The 15,031-nt window shown below is 67.3% G+C and carries 16 protein-coding genes; 8 read left to right on the forward strand and 8 right to left on the reverse strand.

What is annotated here, in order from left to right; genetic code table 11:
- Window positions 1–875: 875 nt before the first annotated feature.
- Window positions 876–2,126: an MFS transporter gene (locus tag D0D37_RS25285; RefSeq protein ID WP_116203057.1), complete on the reverse strand. Its 1,251-nt coding sequence runs from the start codon at window positions 2,124–2,126 to the stop codon at window positions 876–878.
- A 136-nt stretch (window positions 2,127–2,262) separates the two neighbouring features.
- On the opposite strand from D0D37_RS25285, the gene D0D37_RS25290 reads away from it, so the two are divergent.
- Window positions 2,263–3,759, forward strand: a complete 1,497-nt coding sequence (locus D0D37_RS25290) for a serine/threonine-protein kinase (RefSeq protein ID WP_116203087.1) — start codon at window positions 2,263–2,265, stop codon at window positions 3,757–3,759.
- Here D0D37_RS25290 and D0D37_RS25295 read toward each other — a convergent pair.
- Window positions 3,756–4,334 (reverse strand): HAD family hydrolase, encoded by a 579-nt coding sequence (locus D0D37_RS25295; RefSeq protein ID WP_208720140.1) that lies wholly within the window; start codon window positions 4,332–4,334, stop codon window positions 3,756–3,758. The two genes, D0D37_RS25290 and D0D37_RS25295, sit on opposite strands and share 4 nt — an antisense overlap.
- Before the next feature lie 97 nt (window positions 4,335–4,431).
- On the opposite strand from D0D37_RS25295, the gene dinB reads away from it, so the two are divergent.
- Window positions 4,432–5,649 carry a DNA polymerase IV gene (gene dinB, locus D0D37_RS25300; protein WP_116203058.1) on the forward strand — a complete coding sequence of 406 codons (1,218 nt, stop codon included), beginning with the start codon at window positions 4,432–4,434 and terminating at the stop codon, window positions 5,647–5,649.
- Between the two features lie 330 nt (window positions 5,650–5,979).
- Here the strand turns inward: dinB and D0D37_RS25305 are convergent, their stop codons facing one another.
- From D0D37_RS25305 to D0D37_RS25320, 4 genes are all read right to left on the reverse strand, one after another.
- The gene (locus D0D37_RS25305) at window positions 5,980–6,537 is read right to left on the reverse strand and encodes a hypothetical protein (protein ID WP_162834464.1); all 558 of its coding nucleotides are present in this window, start codon (window positions 6,535–6,537) and stop codon (window positions 5,980–5,982) included.
- Window positions 6,538–6,635: 98 nt separating this feature from the next.
- Window positions 6,636–7,403, reverse strand: a complete 768-nt coding sequence (locus D0D37_RS25310; RefSeq protein WP_116203060.1) for a hypothetical protein — start codon at window positions 7,401–7,403, stop codon at window positions 6,636–6,638.
- 19 nt (window positions 7,404–7,422) lie between these two features.
- Window positions 7,423–7,764 (reverse strand): hypothetical protein, encoded by a 342-nt coding sequence (locus D0D37_RS25315; protein WP_116203061.1) that lies wholly within the window; start codon window positions 7,762–7,764, stop codon window positions 7,423–7,425.
- A 6-nt stretch (window positions 7,765–7,770) separates the two neighbouring features.
- Window positions 7,771–8,499, reverse strand: coding sequence for a hypothetical protein (locus D0D37_RS25320; RefSeq protein ID WP_116203062.1), 729 nt, complete (start codon window positions 8,497–8,499; stop codon window positions 7,771–7,773).
- A gap of 286 nt (window positions 8,500–8,785) precedes the next feature.
- On the opposite strand from D0D37_RS25320, the gene D0D37_RS46830 reads away from it, so the two are divergent.
- Entirely contained in the window at window positions 8,786–8,935 is a 150-nt protein-coding gene (locus D0D37_RS46830) for a hypothetical protein (protein WP_162834465.1), read from the forward strand.
- 56 nt (window positions 8,936–8,991) lie between these two features.
- Here D0D37_RS46830 and D0D37_RS25325 read toward each other — a convergent pair whose 3' ends face one another.
- The gene (locus D0D37_RS25325) at window positions 8,992–10,383 is read right to left on the reverse strand and encodes a sugar porter family MFS transporter (protein WP_116203063.1); all 1,392 of its coding nucleotides are present in this window, start codon (window positions 10,381–10,383) and stop codon (window positions 8,992–8,994) included.
- A gap of 429 nt (window positions 10,384–10,812) precedes the next feature.
- On the opposite strand from D0D37_RS25325, the gene D0D37_RS25330 reads away from it, so the two are divergent.
- From D0D37_RS25330 to D0D37_RS25350, 5 genes are all read left to right on the forward strand, one after another.
- Window positions 10,813–11,106 (forward strand): hypothetical protein, encoded by a 294-nt coding sequence (locus D0D37_RS25330; protein ID WP_116203064.1) that lies wholly within the window; start codon window positions 10,813–10,815, stop codon window positions 11,104–11,106.
- Window positions 11,103–12,602 carry an alpha/beta hydrolase gene (locus D0D37_RS25335; RefSeq protein ID WP_116203065.1) on the forward strand — a complete coding sequence of 500 codons (1,500 nt, stop codon included), beginning with the start codon at window positions 11,103–11,105 and terminating at the stop codon, window positions 12,600–12,602. Before D0D37_RS25330 ends, D0D37_RS25335 begins: the two co-directional genes overlap by 4 nt.
- A gap of 71 nt (window positions 12,603–12,673) precedes the next feature.
- Entirely contained in the window at window positions 12,674–13,225 is a 552-nt protein-coding gene (locus D0D37_RS25340; RefSeq protein ID WP_116203066.1) for a hypothetical protein, read from the forward strand.
- Between the two features lie 33 nt (window positions 13,226–13,258).
- Window positions 13,259–13,849, forward strand: a complete 591-nt coding sequence (locus D0D37_RS25345; RefSeq protein ID WP_116203067.1) for a TetR/AcrR family transcriptional regulator — start codon at window positions 13,259–13,261, stop codon at window positions 13,847–13,849.
- Between the two features lie 46 nt (window positions 13,850–13,895).
- Window positions 13,896–14,348: a pyridoxamine 5'-phosphate oxidase family protein gene (locus D0D37_RS25350; RefSeq protein ID WP_116203068.1), complete on the forward strand. Its 453-nt coding sequence runs from the start codon at window positions 13,896–13,898 to the stop codon at window positions 14,346–14,348.
- A gap of 66 nt (window positions 14,349–14,414) precedes the next feature.
- On the opposite strand, the gene D0D37_RS25355 is transcribed toward D0D37_RS25350, so the two are convergent.
- Entirely contained in the window at window positions 14,415–14,972 is a 558-nt protein-coding gene (locus tag D0D37_RS25355; protein ID WP_116203069.1) for a YceI family protein, read from the reverse strand.
- Window positions 14,973–15,031 lie beyond the last annotated feature (59 nt).

The raw sequence follows: 15,031 nt of genomic DNA on the forward strand, positions 1-15,031 counted from the left end.
CACTGGCCGCTGATCGAGGAGGGGAGCTGCCCGCGATGCGCGACAACAACTGGAACCGCTGAAGTCCGCTGTTCGCCGAGTGACGACAAGGAAGGGGATTGCTGTGCGTGACAACAACTGGACTCGCTGAGTTCTGCTGATTGCTGACTTCTGCCCCTCGCGAAAGGAACTGCCGCCGTGCGCGACAACAACTGGTGCCGCTGAGCCTCGTTGACCACCGACCGCCGAACTGCGAAGGGAGCTGCCCGCGATGCGTGACAACAACTGGACTCGCTGAGTTCCACCGATCACCGACCGCCGAGTCACGAAGGGAGCCGCCGCCGTGCGCGACAACAACTGGACCCGTTGAACCTCGCCGACCACCGCCGACTCGAGAAAGGAGCCGCTGCGATGCGTGACAACAACTGGGCTCGCTGAGTTCCGCCGACCGCCGACCGTCGAGCCACGGAAGGAACTGCCGCGATGCGTGACAACAACTGGAGCCGCTGAATCCCGCCGACCACCGCCCGTCGACTCGCGAAGGGAGCCGCTGCGATGCGTGACAACAACTGGACTCGCTGAACCCCGCCAACCATCGACCGTCGAGCCATGAGAGGAACCGCCGCCGTGCGCGACAACAACTGGACCCGCTGAACCCCGCCAACCACCGCCCGTCGAGCCGCGAGAGGAGCCGCTGCGATGCGTGACAACAACTGGACCCGCTGAACCCCGCCAACCACCGCCCGTCGAGCCATGAGAGGAACCGCCGCCATGCGTGACAACAACTGGACCCGCTGAACCACCTCCCCAGCCCGCCCCACGAGGAGGTGAGAGGGCATGCGTGACAACAACTGGACGTGATCCGAACCAGTCCCGCGGCACACCCGTCCCGCGGATTACGGCGCGGGAGGTGGGGTGGCCTCGTCGAGGGGAGTTCGGCGGGGCCGCACCGCGCGGTCCGTTCGCACCGCCCGCGCCCACGCGATCCCGGCCAGACCGGCGCATCCGGCTCCGGCGACAGCGGCGATCGCGACCACTGTCGTCGGCGCGAAGGCCAGAGCCAGCGCGCCCGCGGCAGCGATCGTCAAGCCTTGCGCCGCCCGCAGCGCCGCGATCGCGACCCCGATCACCTGGCCGCGCTGTTCCGGCGGCGCGGCGAGGCTGTACTGCACCTGGGTGATCAGGTCGTGCGCGGAAAACATCCCGGAGACCGTCCAGACCGCCACGACCACGGGCAGCGCGGGCGTCCAGCCGGTCGGCAGCAGCACCAGACTGCTCGCCACCGCGAGCGGACCCAGCCATCGCACCTGCCGCGCCCGCGGCAACCGGCTGATCAGCAGCGCGCCGAGCAGCGTCCCGATCGGATTCGCCACCAGCAGCCAGCCGAGCACGCCGGTGCCGCCGAGTTGCGCGGCCACCGGCACCGCCAGTCCTTCCGGCACGACGTAGAACCCGCAGCAGCACGCGATCGCCAGCAGTGACCGCAGTTTCCGGTCCCGTGCGACGAGCCGGCAACCAGCTTTCAGCGACGCCCATTGCGGCGCGTGTTCGGCTACCTTCGAAACCGGGTACAGCCGCAAACCCCAGCGCAGCGCGGCTGCCGACACCGCGAAAGTCACCGCGTCCGCCCACAGCGCGCCCGAAACCCCGAGCCACGCGACGACCGCGGCGCCTGCGCCGAAGCCGATCACCAGCGCGGCCTGGTACGTCGAGGAGAGAATCGCTTGTCCGGTCGCCAGTTTCTCTTCGCCCAGCATGTCCGGCAGGACAGCTTGCCGCGCAGCCTGAAACGGTCCGGCCGCGAGTTGCACGACCACGAGCAGTCCGGCGGCGAGCGGCCAGGGCATGCCGGGAATCGCCATCAACGCGACCAGCAGTGCGCGCACGACATCCGCGACCACGAGCACGGTCCGCCGCGGGAACCGGTCGGCCAGTCCGCCGAGCGCGCCGCCGAGAAGGTCCGGCAAATAGGTGAGCGCGTACGTCCCCGCGGCCCAACCCGCGGACGCCGTTCGGTTGAATACCAACACAGTCAGCGCGACTCGCGCTAATTGGTCACCTGCCACCGACAGCACGTGCGCGAGCCAGAGCGCACGAAATTCGCCCATCCGGAACACGCTCCGGAAAGACGGCGCCGTCGTGGTCATGTGCTCACCCTGTCGTGACTCGGCCACCCGGAGCAACCCCGGCCGGGCGCGGGTGGGTCGCGGATCCGGCTCGGGCCGTCCGTGGAAAACTGGGTGATCGCCGTCCGTGGATGATGTCGCACCGAAGGGTTTTCCGTTGACCGAGGAGAGCCGGCAGGTCGCCGGTCGCTACGAGCTCGTCGAACTGATCGGCAGCGGCGCGATGGGGATGGTCTGGCGCGGGGAGGACAAGATCCTCGGCCGCGTCGTCGCGGTCAAGGAACTCCTCATGCCCGTGAACCAGGGCGAGGACAAGGTCGAGGAAGCCCGCAACCGCGCCATGCGCGAGGCCCGCATCGCCGCCCGCTTGCAGCATCCGAACGCCATCTCGGTGTTCAACGTGGTCCAGCACGAGGACCGGCCGTGGCTGATCATGGAGTACCTGCCCTCGCGCAGCCTCGCGGTGAAACTGCGCGAGGACGGCCCGCTGACCGTTGACGAGGCGATCCCGTTCGCGGTGCAGCTGGCCGGCGTGCTGGCCGCCGCGCACCGGGCGGGCATCGTGCACCGCGACGTCAAACCGGGCAACGTCCTGCTCGGCGACGACGGCACCACGGTCAAGGTGACCGACTTCGGCATTTCCCGCGCGGTCGGCGACGTCACGCTCACCGCGACCGGCGAAATCTCCGGTACTCCCGCGTTCCTCGCGCCGGAGGTCGCCCGCGGCGAGGAGGCGACCTTCGCCTCCGACGTGTTCGCCCTCGGCGCGACGCTCTACATGGCGGTGGAAGGCGACCCGCCGTTCGGCACCGCGGACAACGCGATCGCCTTGCTGTACCGGGTTTCCAGCGGTTCGATCAACCCGCCGAAACAGGCCGGGAAGCTGGAGCCGCTGCTGCTGAAGCTGCTGGAGCTCAAGCCGGAGGACCGGCCGTCGATGACCGAGGTCGTCGCGGAACTGCGCAAACTCGACGGCGGCGTCACCCCGGTCGCGACCGTTCCGGAACCGCTGACGCTGCCCGAGGCCAAACCGCCGGTCGTGCCGACCACGGTCGCGGTTCCGGCCGAGGGTGCCGCTGCTGTGCCGCCCGCGGGATCGGACCGAAGACGCCGCGGGATGATCTTCGCTGGGGCGGGCGCGCTGCTCGTCGTCATTGCCGTGATCGTCACCGTCGTCCTCACCCGCAACCACGGGGAGGAAAACCCGTCGGCGAACCCGCCGCCGCCCGCGAGTTCTGCGGCTTCCAGCGCTCCGGCGACTCCGTCCGCTTCGCAGCCTTCGCCGTCGACTTCACCGTCGAGTCCGCCTTCGTCGAGCAGTGCTCCGCCATCCAGCTCCGCGGCGAACTCGCCGGATGCGATGGCCTCCGCGCTTCGCACTTACTTCTCGTACCTGCCGAGCAATCTGGAGGGCGGCTGGGCGATGATCAGCGACAAGTTCCGTGCCGCGCACAAAAATCAGACTTTCGACGAGTACAAGGCGTGGTGGGGCCGGTTCAGTTCGGTGACTGCGAGCGACGTCCAGGTCACCGGTGACAACACGCTCAGTGCGGTGATCACCTATAACTCCCGGAACAGCGGCACGATCAAACAGACGCACCACTACACGATGTCGCAGCACAACGGCGCCTGGCAGATCGACTCTGAGAACTAGCTCTCGAGCAGCAGCGCGATCGCAGCGGCGGTGTCGCGGTCCGGGCCGACTCGCACGGTGCGCAGGCCAGCGGACCGCCCGGCTTCGACGTCCGCGCCGACCAGCCACGCGCTGTCGAGGGTGGTCTCGCAGCGTTCGGCGGCGAGCGCGAACAGCTTTGGGTCCGATGTGGACAGTCCATCCGGACCGGCGAGCGCCCAGCCGTCCACGAGCCCGGCGATCCCGGTGCACAGCAGCGTGGACAGCTGCGGTTCGCCTTCGCCGAGGACGCCGATCCGCCAGCCCGCCGCGCGCAGCCGGGGCAGGCCGGCCAGCACGCCGGGTGCTGCCGGGACGAGTGCGGGACAGCGTTCGCGGTAGCCGTCTTCGAGGTCGGGTTCTTGCAGGTCGAAACGTTCGCGGAGGTTCTTGAAGAACGTCGCCCGGTCGGTGCGGCCGCGGTCGTCGGCGGCGATGAGCCATTCGGCGTCCGCGTCGGCGAGCCGGTGTTCCGCGCAGAACTCCCAGACCCAGCGACGGAAGCCTTCCGCGCGATCGACGAGCGTGGTGTCGAGGTCGAACAGGGCGAGCCGCACGGGGAGAGATTAGCGCGTTCCGCGAGGCCTCCGAGAGATTCTTCTACTCCGTTCGAGTGAACAGATTCCGGTTTTTGTCGGGGTTCGATGCGAACATATGTTCGTGACGAGCGAAGGACCGATCCTCCACGCCGACCTCGACGCGTTCTACGCCTCGGTCGAGCAGCGCGACGATCCCCGGCTGCGCGGCAGGCCGGTGATCGTGGGCGGTGGCGTGGTGCTGGCCGCGAGCTACGAGGCCAAGGCGTTGGGCGTGCGCACCGCGATGGGCGGGGCGCAGGCGAGGCGGTTGTGCCCGCATGCCGTGGTGGTGCCGCCGCGGATGCCGGTCTACAGCGCGGCGAGCAAGGCGGTGTTCGAGGTGTTCCGGCAGACGACGCCGGCGGTGGAAGGAGTGTCGATCGACGAAGCTTTCTTGGACGTCGGCGGGCTGCGGCGGATAGCCGGGCGTCCGTCGGAGATCGCGGTGCGCTTGCGCGCGGAGGTGCTGGCGCAAGTCGGGCTGCCGATCACGGTAGGGGTGGCGCGCACGAAGTTCCTCGCGAAGGTGGCGAGCGGCGTCGCGAAACCGGACGGCCTGCTGGTGGTGCCGCCCGACCGGGAGCTGGAGTTCCTGCACCCGCTGCCTGTGGAGCGATTGTGGGGAGTGGGAAAGGTGACGTCGGCGAAGCTGCGGGAGCGAGGAGTGCGCACCGTGCGTCAAGTCGCCGAACTGCCCGAGGCGGCGCTGGTCTCCATGCTGGGCCCAGGTTCCGGACGCCACCTGCACGCACTGGCCCACGGCCGCGACCCGCGCGCGGTCCAGCCGGGAAAACGCCGCCGCTCGATCGGCTCGCAACGAGCCCTCGGCCGCCGTTCCCGCTCCCCGGCCGAACTGGACGAGATCGTGGTGTCCATTGTGGACCGATTAGCGCGCCGGCTGCGCGGCGCGTCGCGAGTCTGCCGGACGGTGGTGCTGCGAATGCGCTTCGCGGACTTCACCCGCGCCACAAGGTCGCACACGCTCGCCGACAGCACCGACCACACGGAAACGCTGCTGTGCGCTGCCCGCGGTCTGCTGACCGCGGCGCAACCGCTGGTGTACGACCGGGGGTTGACGTTGCTGGGCCTGTCGTTCTCGAACCTCGACAGCCATGGTGCGGTGCAGTTGGCGCTGCCACTGGACCAACCGTCCCGCCCGGCAATGTCCGCCGAAGCCACCGCCCTGGACTCAGCAGTGGACGCCCTGCGAAACCGCTTCGGCGCGGCCGCGCTGACCCGTGCGGCGCTGTTGAGTCATGAAGCTGGGGTGGAGATGCCTATGCTGCCGGATTGATCGGATGCGGTGGTCCCGCAGCGCCTTGCGTCAGTGCTGCTGGGTTGTGCGCGATGGGCTCCGGAGGTCGACGTCCCGCATCTGGAACGGAGACGTCTACCTTGCCGAATTGATCGAGTGCGGTGGTTTCGCGGGGGCCGTTCCGATCGTGTCCGGCAAGGTGGTGCTGGGACAAGTCTGGCGCTGGCCGGATTTTGCGCACGACGCCGTGGTGTGGCGGCCGCGCTCCAGGTTTTCCGCTCCGAGACTCCATCGTCAGGCGGGATTCGGCGACAGGCGATGCGATCGTCGCCGTAGTTTGGCAGGTGATTGGCCCTGCCTGCGTGGCCGCTATCGCGGTTGCGCAGCGGTGTACAGCGCCTGGGCCATCTTGCGGAGCGGACCGCGGCAGGACTCGGGGTTTCCGCCCGGAGTGGCCGCGGTGTAATGGATCTGGAAAACGGCGTTGCGATCCAGGAAGATCAGTCCGCAGTCCGCCTGGCTTTTCTCCGGGAGCCAGCGAGCCTTGTCTCCGAAGGTCAGACCGACAGGACTGTCGTCGTTGCTTAGGGCGGAGGCACCGGTGAAATTGGTGTTGGCGTGTTCGCTGCCGGACTGCGCGGCGGTTGTCGCGAACCAGCTTGCCTGCAGCCGCACGAGTGGCCGCTGTTGATCCGGGGGGGTGAAGCTGCAGAGAAGAATACCGTCCTTGCTGATTTCGGGATACCAGTTGCGGGCCACTTCGGAAGCATCCCGCGGAAGCTCGGGGCTGCGGGTCGTGAAGTCGGTGCAGGCGGCGAAGTCGGTATCGCGGTACTTGTCCGGCGTAGCGTCTGAGGTTTTGTGGTCCGTGCCCCAGAGGAACGAGCCGAAGCCCGTTGCCCAGAAAACTGCCAGTGCGGTCGCCACGACGGCTACGCAGATCCCGGACCAGAGTGCGACCCGGTGGCTCGTCTTCATCTTCTGCTGCGGCGTTGGTGCGGTCGGCGGATGGCTCGGGCGCACAGTCACGCTCCAGCCGAGTGGACCGCTTGCGGCCATCGAGACGCGGGAAGCGCTTTGTCGTTCATCCAGCTGTTCAGGTCTCGAATCCGGCTGAGTGTTTCCATGAACCGGTTCGCGATTCCTACTAGGAGGTTGAGTCCGTCAGTGACCAATCCTCCGACAGCGCTGGACAGGTTGCTGACGGAGAAGGGGATCCCGACCACGGTCGCCGCGTCGATGGCGGCTCCGGCGATTGCGCCCAGGAAATTGTTCGCCAGTGCGGCAAGCTCGGACATGTAACGCACATTGGCTTGCGCGATGTCCATCAGCCATTTGCTGATAGAATCGGCTTTGGTTCCCATCGCGTCAATCGCGTTGACCTGCTCGGTGACCTTTCCGTCGTACACGGTTTTTGCGTCGCCTTGCCATTTGGCGAGTTCTTCGTTGTGGTACGACGGTGCTTGGGCTGAGCCGGGATTTGTCTGAGAGTAGACGCCGTTCAGCGGGTGCTGCACGCTGTCGATCCACCTGAACGCCTGGTAGACGAGCGAGATGATCGGAACTTGGTGGCGAAGGGCGTATTCGATAAGCTTGTAGAGCTTGTCAAGGCCTTCCTTGACGTTGTCCAGGCCAATCTTGATCGTCTCCATGAGGGGGCCGAGGAGGAAGCTCCAGTCGTTGATGTGATCGACTGCGGCATTGAACTTGTCGATGATCTGCTTGATGATCCGGCGAACGGTGTCGAAAGCCTCTTCGAGTGGACTGATGAGTTCTTCTGCGGTGAGCGGCATGGTACCCCTGTCTCGAAATCTATTTCTCGTAGGCTTTGTTCAAGTCGATCTCGGCTACTTCTTCCGCCTCGTCGTACTTTCGGGCGATCTTCTCGAGGACCGCCGCCAAATCGTGGAACTGTTCGACCCCTTGGCGAAGCGTGGCTTCCGTCCAGGAGCCAAATTCCCGGTAGGCTTTGCTCTCCGGGACCGCGCTCAGCGCGGACAGGCCCAGGGTGATCGGGTCGCCGGTAAAGAACGCGATGGTGTCCAGATTCGTGCCCTGCACATTCTTGGTGATTTCGCTCATGCTGTCCGCGCGGATGTTCCACCACTTCGCTTCTTCTCGGAGAGCGTCGGTGACAACCTTGTATCCGGCCATGGTGAACTACCCTTCGATGTTGAAGTTGTCAAAGTAGTCGTCATCGGAATCTTGCGGCCCAGGTCGCCTCGCCGGCGGTTCTCGGGGTGGCTGGAAGTCGTTCGAGGGGAGGCCGACGCCTGCCGTCTCGAAGAGCTTCTCTATTTCGCGGGCGAGCTGAACTGGTGCCAGTTGTTCGAGGCGATCTGTGGCTCCCGCTATTCCAATGGGCTGGCCGTTGCGCGTTACCAGCGCCAGGCTTCCGTGGGGGCTGCTGAACTGGCGTTCCTCGACCGGTCGGACTTGTCCGCCTGACTGCTCGATCCGGTCGACCCGCTCATTGATCTTTTCGAGCTCGTAACTGGCGCGTTCCACGGTCTCTTCGATGTTCAGGGGTTCCCGGACTGTCTCGTTGTCCTGTGGCGGCCGCTGCGGTTCCGCTTCCGGGCGGGGTCGTTCCGCTTCGACCAGCGCGACTCGCTGCAAGGCGGTCAAATAGGTCCGGAACAGAACTTCGGCGAATTGGCCGATCGGGATTCGCTGATTCCATCGGGTGTCAATATGGGCATCTGTCAAGTGCGCATCGCGGTTGACAGTGAGGCGGATCGACCCGCTGGAATCCTCTGCATGGTAAGTCTCCGCAGGAATCAGCGGTGAGCCGTTGTGGTGGGTGAGTTCGTAGATTTGCCGACGAGCGGTTGCTTCGTCGGGAGTTTTCAGCCTGGTGAAATCCAGTGCGGGGATGTCGATTTCCATGGTCCCTCCGTGGACGAGCGGCTGCTGGGCAGGGGAGGTCTCCGGGTGCGGAACCGGTCCGTCCCCGGCGATCAGAGCGGTCTGAGGCCGGCTGCGGCGATGGCCGCGCGGAAGGTCTCCTGCGCTGATGAAACAGCTGGCACAAGCCAATTTTCCCGACCGTCGAAACGGCAGGCTTCAACCACGGTGTACGCCTCCCCTGCGTAGCTTTCGGGCAAAGCGTAGCATTTCAAACCAGACTGGTCACTGTTTGTGTTGAGTTCTTATCGCTGTGTTCGCATCTGTCGTGGCATGGTCAGTCGGACTCGGCTACGGGAAGTGCGTGGGTTCGTGCACCTCGGCAAGGGCGGGTCCGGTCGCGGCCGTCGCGACCGCGGTGCTGACGGCGGTCTTCCTGCCGCTCGCCACCCGGCAGTACCGACAGCTGGGCCGATAAAACAGCCGGGCGGCAAGGGAAGTCCCCTGCCGCCCGGCCGTACCCCGAGAGGAAATTCAGGCGCGTGCCTTCGAATGCGTCCGCCCGCGCAGGTCGAGTTCGATTTCCTCCAGGCTCCGGCCCTTGGTTTCCGGGACGAGCCACTTCGTGAGGAAGAACAGGACCACGTTGATGCCCGCGAACAGGAACATCGAGCCGCCGAGGCCGAGTGCGCCCGGGTCGGAGATGATCGGGAACACGGCGCTGATGATGCCGGTCGCGGCCCACAGCACGACGCTGCTCACGCCCATGCCCGCCGCGCGGACCTTCAGCGGGAACACCTCGGCCATCATCACCCACACGACCGCGCCCCAGCCCAGTTCGTAGCCGACCAGGTAGAGCACCATCGCGACCAGCATCAGGATGCCCTTGGTCGCCGTGTCGTGGACTTCCAGCACGATGAACCCGGCCCCGACCAGGGTGATGACCATCAGCACGTTGCCGATCAGCAGCAGCGGTTTGCGGCCCCACCGGTCGACCACGAACACGACCCACGCGGTGAACAGGAACTTGGTCACGCCCAGCAGCACGCCGGACAGCAGCGCCGCCTGAGTCGCGAAGCCGAGGCCGATCAGCATCGTCGGGAAGTATGCGTTCACCGCGTTCACGCCGCTGAACTGCTGGCCCATCGCGAGCAGCAGGGCCACCACGAGCATCGGCCGCACGGTCGGCGTCAGCAGGTCGCGAAAGCGGGTCTTCGCCGATTCCGAGTCGAGCCGGATCACCTCGCGGATCGTGCCGATCTCCTCGTCGACGTTCACGCCGCCGCCGTGCGAGCTGAGCAGGACCGCGCGGGCCCGCTCCTCCTGGCCGTTCGCGACGAGCCAGCGCGGCGTTTCGGGCAGGAATCCCAAGCCCGCCAGCAGGATCACCGCGGGCACGATCGCGCCGGCGAACATCAGCCGCCAGTTTCCGGACGTGCCGAGCCCGTAGCTGACCAGGAACGCGATCAGGATGCCGAGCACGATGAAGATCTGGTTCAGCGCGCCCATCGCCCCGCGCAGCCGCGCCGGGGCCAGTTCCGACAGGTAGGTCGGGACCGTCGACGACGAAAGGCCGATTCCGACGCCGATCACCAGCCGGGAAACGATCAGCAACGCGAACGTCGGCGAGAAAGTGGCCGCGAGCGTGCCGATGACGACGATGACCGCGGCCACCATGATCGTCCGGCGGCGGCCGAGCCGTTCGTTGAGCCGCGAGGAGAAACTCGCGCCGACGATCGCGCCGACCGAAATGCTCGCCGTGATGACGCCCTTGTCCCAGCCGGACAGGCCCCAGAGTTTGCCGATGAACGGCAACACCCCGGAAATGACGCCGAGGTCGTAACCGAACAGGATGCCGCCGAGGGCACCGAAGAAGTACAGCGTCGTTCTGCCGATGGGCCGTCGCGCCGCGGCTGTCTGTGTCATTGCCGAGCCGTCTCTTTCCGGGATGGCCGGCCGGTCCTGGTCCGCTGACCGGAAGGCCAGCGCCGTCCGGGCCGGACGAGTGGGGGTCGAGGGACAAGGACTGCCGGACTGGTCCGGCACTGCGGAACGGCTGAACCCGCCGCCGCGCAACGCCTTTCCTCGTCGCGCGCCGGTCCAGTCGCGTCCGGTTCGAACTTCGCCGTACACAGTCACACGCTGGTCAGCGGCGGGCAAGACGCGGGCTGATAACTATTCAGTCACGTGACTAGCGTTCACATATGTGGACAAGCTAGGCGAGGGTTTTCGCAGGTCAGAGCCTTGGCGGGGCAATCATGGCAGGAGTTTCCGCGAAGGTCGAACTGTGGGGAACCGGCTGCCGAGGACGTCCGTCGTACGGGTCGTCCGGTCGCCGCGGTGGGGGAGATGCGCATGGGAACGGGTTTCGAGGTCGCTCCGGCGGAGGTCGCGACCGCGGCCGGACGGGCGCGTCAGGCGGCGGCGACCGTGCGGGCGGCGGACCTTGCGGGCGCGCTCGCCGGGGTCGGGCTGTCCGGCGGCACGAGCGTCGCCGCGGCGGATCGCCTGTCCGGCACCTGGGGCCAAGTCGTTCCGAAGTGGACAGCCGACACCGAGGCCTACGCGGGCAACCTCGACCAGGCCGCGGCCGGCTACCGCGACAGCGACCGGAACGCGACCGGCGAGATCGCGGCGGCGGGCCGATGATCACCTGGGGAGACGTCCGGCGCTGGAATCCCGCCGACCTCGCGTCGGCGGTCGACGCGCTCGGCACCCGGGCTGCCCGGCTCACCGGGGCGAACGACGATGCCGACGCCATGACGAAGTTCGGCTCCTGGCGAGGCGACGCAGCGGACGCGGCAACAGCCAAAGGTACTGCGCTGGCAACGGAATTGCGGCAGCTGACCACAGACGTGTCAGCGGTCCGGCGCGGGGTGCACGACGCGCAACTGGCGGTCGAGCGGATCAGTTCCGCGGTGCGCGAGGTCGACGATTTCGCCTCGCGCAACGGAATGCGGATCGACGACGGCGGCGGGGTCAGCGGCGAACCTGAGCGGCAGGCCGAGGTCACCGACCGTGTCGGGCAGATTCTCCGCGACGCCACCAATGTCGACGCTGATCTGACTGTTGTGCTTGACCGCGCGACGAACGGCGAAAGCGGCGGGTCCGGCGTCGTCGCGCTGGCGACGGCTACCAGCAGCCAGCCGAAGCCGAATGGCACTCCGGCGGAGAACCGGGCGTGGTGGGACAGCCTGTCCGACTCCGCGCAGTCCTCGATCCTGCGCGACAACCCGGACCTGATCCGCAATCTCGACGGCATCCCGGTGGTCGATCGCGACGCGGCGAATCGCGTTGTGCTGCAACAGGAAATCGACAAGCGGAAGGGCGACGACGCACAGCTGCGCGGCCTCACCGCGATCCGCGACCGGCTCGCGGCCACCGGCGACGGCAAACCGCCTGCCTTCCTGATTTCGCTCGACGTCAGCGGCGACGGCACCGCGGTGGTCGCGGCCGGGAACCCGGACACCGCGGCGAATGTCGCGACGTACGTTCCTGGCACCGGCAGCGAGCTGGCCAAGATCGGCGGCGACCTCGGCCGGTCGGACAAGATGTGGCAGTCGGCGACGATGGCGGGCTCGCCGTCGACGTCGGTGATCACCTGGGTCGGTTACGACGCGCCGAACGAACTCGTGGACGCTGCCAGCGAGAAATACGCCGACGGCGGCAAGGAGTCGTTGTCGAAATTCGAAGACGGCCTGCGGGCGACGCACGAGGGGCAGCCGTCGCACAACACCGTGCTCGGCCACAGCTACGGCACGACAGTGATCGGCCACGCGGCTCGCGACGGTGGGCTGAACGCGGACGATCTGATCTTCGTCGGCAGCCCCGGCGTCGGCGTCGAGCATGCGAACCAGCTGCATCTCGACGGCGTGCCGCAGGACCAAGTCGCCCAGCACGTGCACTCGACGGTCGCGAAGCACGACCTCATCAAGATCACCAACATCGGCCTCCCCGGACACGACCCGCTCGGCCCCAGCCCGGCCGGCGGCGGCTTCGGCGGCCAGGTCTTCGAATCGGCGCCGGGCGACAAGGGCCCGTGGTACGAGGGTGGCCTGTCCGGGGCCGCACACAGCCAATACTGGGAGGACAACAACCCGTCGCTGCGCAGCTTCGGCCGGATCATCGCCGGGCTGCCGGCGTGACGGCGCGCCGCACCGCGCTGGCCTGCCTCGCCGCCCTTCCTCTCGTAGCCTGCTCCCCAGGAGGTGAAGCCATGAACCCCACGATCACCGAAAACGAAGCCCGCGACCAGGTCGAGGCGTACGTGCGCGGCGCGTTCTCCGTGCTGCCCGCGCCCGCCGCACGGGAACTGTTCTCCCGCAACCGTTCCGAATGCACCGACTCGACCGACCACGGTCCGGCGGGACGGTTCGAGATCTCCGCCACCTACGAGGTGACCGGCCTCGAACCGGACACCTTCAAGGCGCAGTTCGAGGCCGTCGTGAAGTGGTGGCAGGGACACGGCTTCACCGTGCTGACCGACCGGCGGCCCACCGACCAGTACGTCTTCGCGCGCAACGAGCGCGACGGCTTCGACATGTCCTTGCAGGCCAACGAACTCGGGAAGCTCTACCTGGGGGCGACGTCGCCGTGCGTCTGGCCGAAGGGCACTCCCGAAGCTGCGGCCGTCGTCGAGGAGCCCGAGCCTGAGGCCGCGGAAGTCCAGGAAGCTCCGGAGCCGGAACGGCCTCGCCCACGTCGCGCGCCGGTGGACGACGAGGACTTCGGCCAGACGTCCTGGTCCGACGGAGGAGCCGCGTTCTAGAGTGGACTAGCAGGTCCATTCGGGAGGCAGACGATGACGCTCACGCGCAAGGGCGAGGCGACGCGACAGCGGATCGTCGAAGGCACGGCCGAGGTGATCCGCGACCGGGGAGTCCTCGCAACGACGCTGGACGACGTCCGCGCGCAGACCGGGACCAGCAAAAGCCAGCTGTTCCACTACTTCCCGGACGGCAAGGAAGAACTGCTGCTGGCCGTCGCGCGCTGGGAGGCGGACCGGGTGCTGGAGGTGCAGCAGCCGTCGCTCGGCACGCTGCGCACCTGGGACGACTTCCGGACCTGGCAGAAGGTGGTGCTCGGGCACTACACCGAGCAGGGCAGGCACTGTCCGCTGAACGTGGTGATGTCGCAGATCGGCCGCAATACGCCGGGTGCGCAGGCGGTGGTCGCGCAGCTGATGCAGCGCTGGCTCTGCGAACTGACCGCGGGGATCGGAAACCTGCGGGCGGCGGGGGAAGTCCGGCCCGGATTGGACCCGAAGCAGGCGGCGTCGGCGCTGCTGGCGGGGGTGCAGGGCGGGGTGTTGATGCTGCTGACCACGGGCGAGCCGGAGCATCTCGAAGCGGCGCTCGAAGTGGGGATCGCCGGGCTGCGCGCCGGAAAATAGGGGTACTCGCGGAAATTTGCCGGACCGGCGGCGAGTTGGGCAAGGCATGAGTCAAGGACCCGCACCCCGGAAGCTGTCCGACGAAGCCCTTTCGGACCTGCTCGGTCAGCAGCGGTTCGGCACGCTCGCCACGATCAAACGCAGTGGTCAGCCGCATCTGACGACCATGCTGTACAGCTGGGATCCCGACGCCCGGACGGTGCGTTTCTCGACGACGGCCGACCGCAGCAAGGTCGGTCACCTGCGCCGCAACCCGCGGGCGACGCTGCACGTTCAGGGCGAGGACGTGTGGTCCTTCGCCGTCGCTGAAGGGCAGGCGGAGGTTTCCGAGGTCACCGAAGTGCCCGGCGACGCGGTGGGACAGGAGCTGCTCGCGATGCTTCCGGAAACCGCGCGGCCCGAGGACGCGGAGGCCTTCCTGAAGCAGCAGGTCGACGAGCGGCGAGTCGTGATCCGGCTCCCGGTCGAGCGGCTCTACGGCACCGCGCTCGACGTCTGAGGCGCCGCGACCTCTCCGCGACACGGTGAAGGGCCCCGATTCCGGAACCCTTCACCGGCTGTTCGTTCAGGCGTTCTTGATCGCGGAGATCTCGAACTCGAGGGTGATCTTGTCCGAGACCAGCACGCCGCCGGTCTCGAGCGCGGCGTTGAACTTCACGTTGTAGTCGCTGCGGTTGATCGAGGTCGAGCCCTCGAAGCCGACGCGGTCGTTGCCGAACGGGTCCTTCGCGGAGCCGCCGAACTCGAACGGGACGGTGACCGACTTGGTGACGTCCTTGATGGTCAGGTCGCCGGTCACGTCGAAGGTGTCCTCGCCGGTCTGCGCGATCCCGGTGGAGGTGAAGGAGATGGTCGGGAACTCGTCGCAGGACAGGAAGTCGTTGTTGCGCAGGTGGCCGTCGCGGTCGGCGTTGCGGGTGTCGACGCTCTTGCTCTGGATGGTGATGTTCGCGCTGGAGTTCGCCGGGTTCTCGCCGTCCAGGGTGAACGAGCCCTCGAACTCGTTGAAGGAGCCGCGGACCTTGGTGACCATGGCGTGGCGGGCGACGAAGCCGATCCGGCTGTGCGAACCGTCGATCGTGTAGGTGCCGGTCAGGTGGGCGTAGGTGGTCGCGCTGGTCATGTGTTCCGTTCCTTCGGGTCCTTGGTTGAGTGTTCAACTAGCACTGTAGCCCACAATAA

Source organism: Amycolatopsis circi (assembly GCF_003385235.1).
GTDB lineage: Bacteria > Actinomycetota > Actinomycetes > Mycobacteriales > Pseudonocardiaceae > Amycolatopsis > Amycolatopsis circi.

Excerpts from the sequence above, each read along its gene's own strand:
- D0D37_RS25350 (WP_116203068.1), top strand. The coding sequence starts at position 13,896 with ATGAGTCAAGGACCCGCACCCCGGAAGCTGTCCGACGAAGCCCTTTCG.
- D0D37_RS25315 (WP_116203061.1), bottom strand. The coding sequence starts at position 7,764 with ATGGCCGGATACAAGGTTGTCACCGACGCTCTCCGAGAAGAAGCGAAG.
- D0D37_RS25320 (WP_116203062.1), bottom strand. The coding sequence starts at position 8,499 with ATGGAAATCGACATCCCCGCACTGGATTTCACCAGGCTGAAAACTCCC.
- D0D37_RS25310 (WP_116203060.1), bottom strand. The coding sequence starts at position 7,403 with ATGCCGCTCACCGCAGAAGAACTCATCAGTCCACTCGAAGAGGCTTTC.
- D0D37_RS25345 (WP_116203067.1), top strand. The coding sequence starts at position 13,259 with ATGACGCTCACGCGCAAGGGCGAGGCGACGCGACAGCGGATCGTCGAA.
- D0D37_RS25330 (WP_116203064.1), top strand. The coding sequence starts at position 10,813 with ATGGGAACGGGTTTCGAGGTCGCTCCGGCGGAGGTCGCGACCGCGGCC.
- D0D37_RS25285 (WP_116203057.1), bottom strand. The coding sequence starts at position 2,126 with ATGACCACGACGGCGCCGTCTTTCCGGAGCGTGTTCCGGATGGGCGAA.
- dinB (WP_116203058.1), top strand. The coding sequence starts at position 4,432 with ATGTTCGTGACGAGCGAAGGACCGATCCTCCACGCCGACCTCGACGCG.
- D0D37_RS25325 (WP_116203063.1), bottom strand. The coding sequence starts at position 10,383 with ATGACACAGACAGCCGCGGCGCGACGGCCCATCGGCAGAACGACGCTG.
- D0D37_RS25335 (WP_116203065.1), top strand. The coding sequence starts at position 11,103 with ATGATCACCTGGGGAGACGTCCGGCGCTGGAATCCCGCCGACCTCGCG.
- D0D37_RS25340 (WP_116203066.1), top strand. The coding sequence starts at position 12,674 with ATGAACCCCACGATCACCGAAAACGAAGCCCGCGACCAGGTCGAGGCG.
- D0D37_RS25355 (WP_116203069.1), bottom strand. The coding sequence starts at position 14,972 with ATGACCAGCGCGACCACCTACGCCCACCTGACCGGCACCTACACGATC.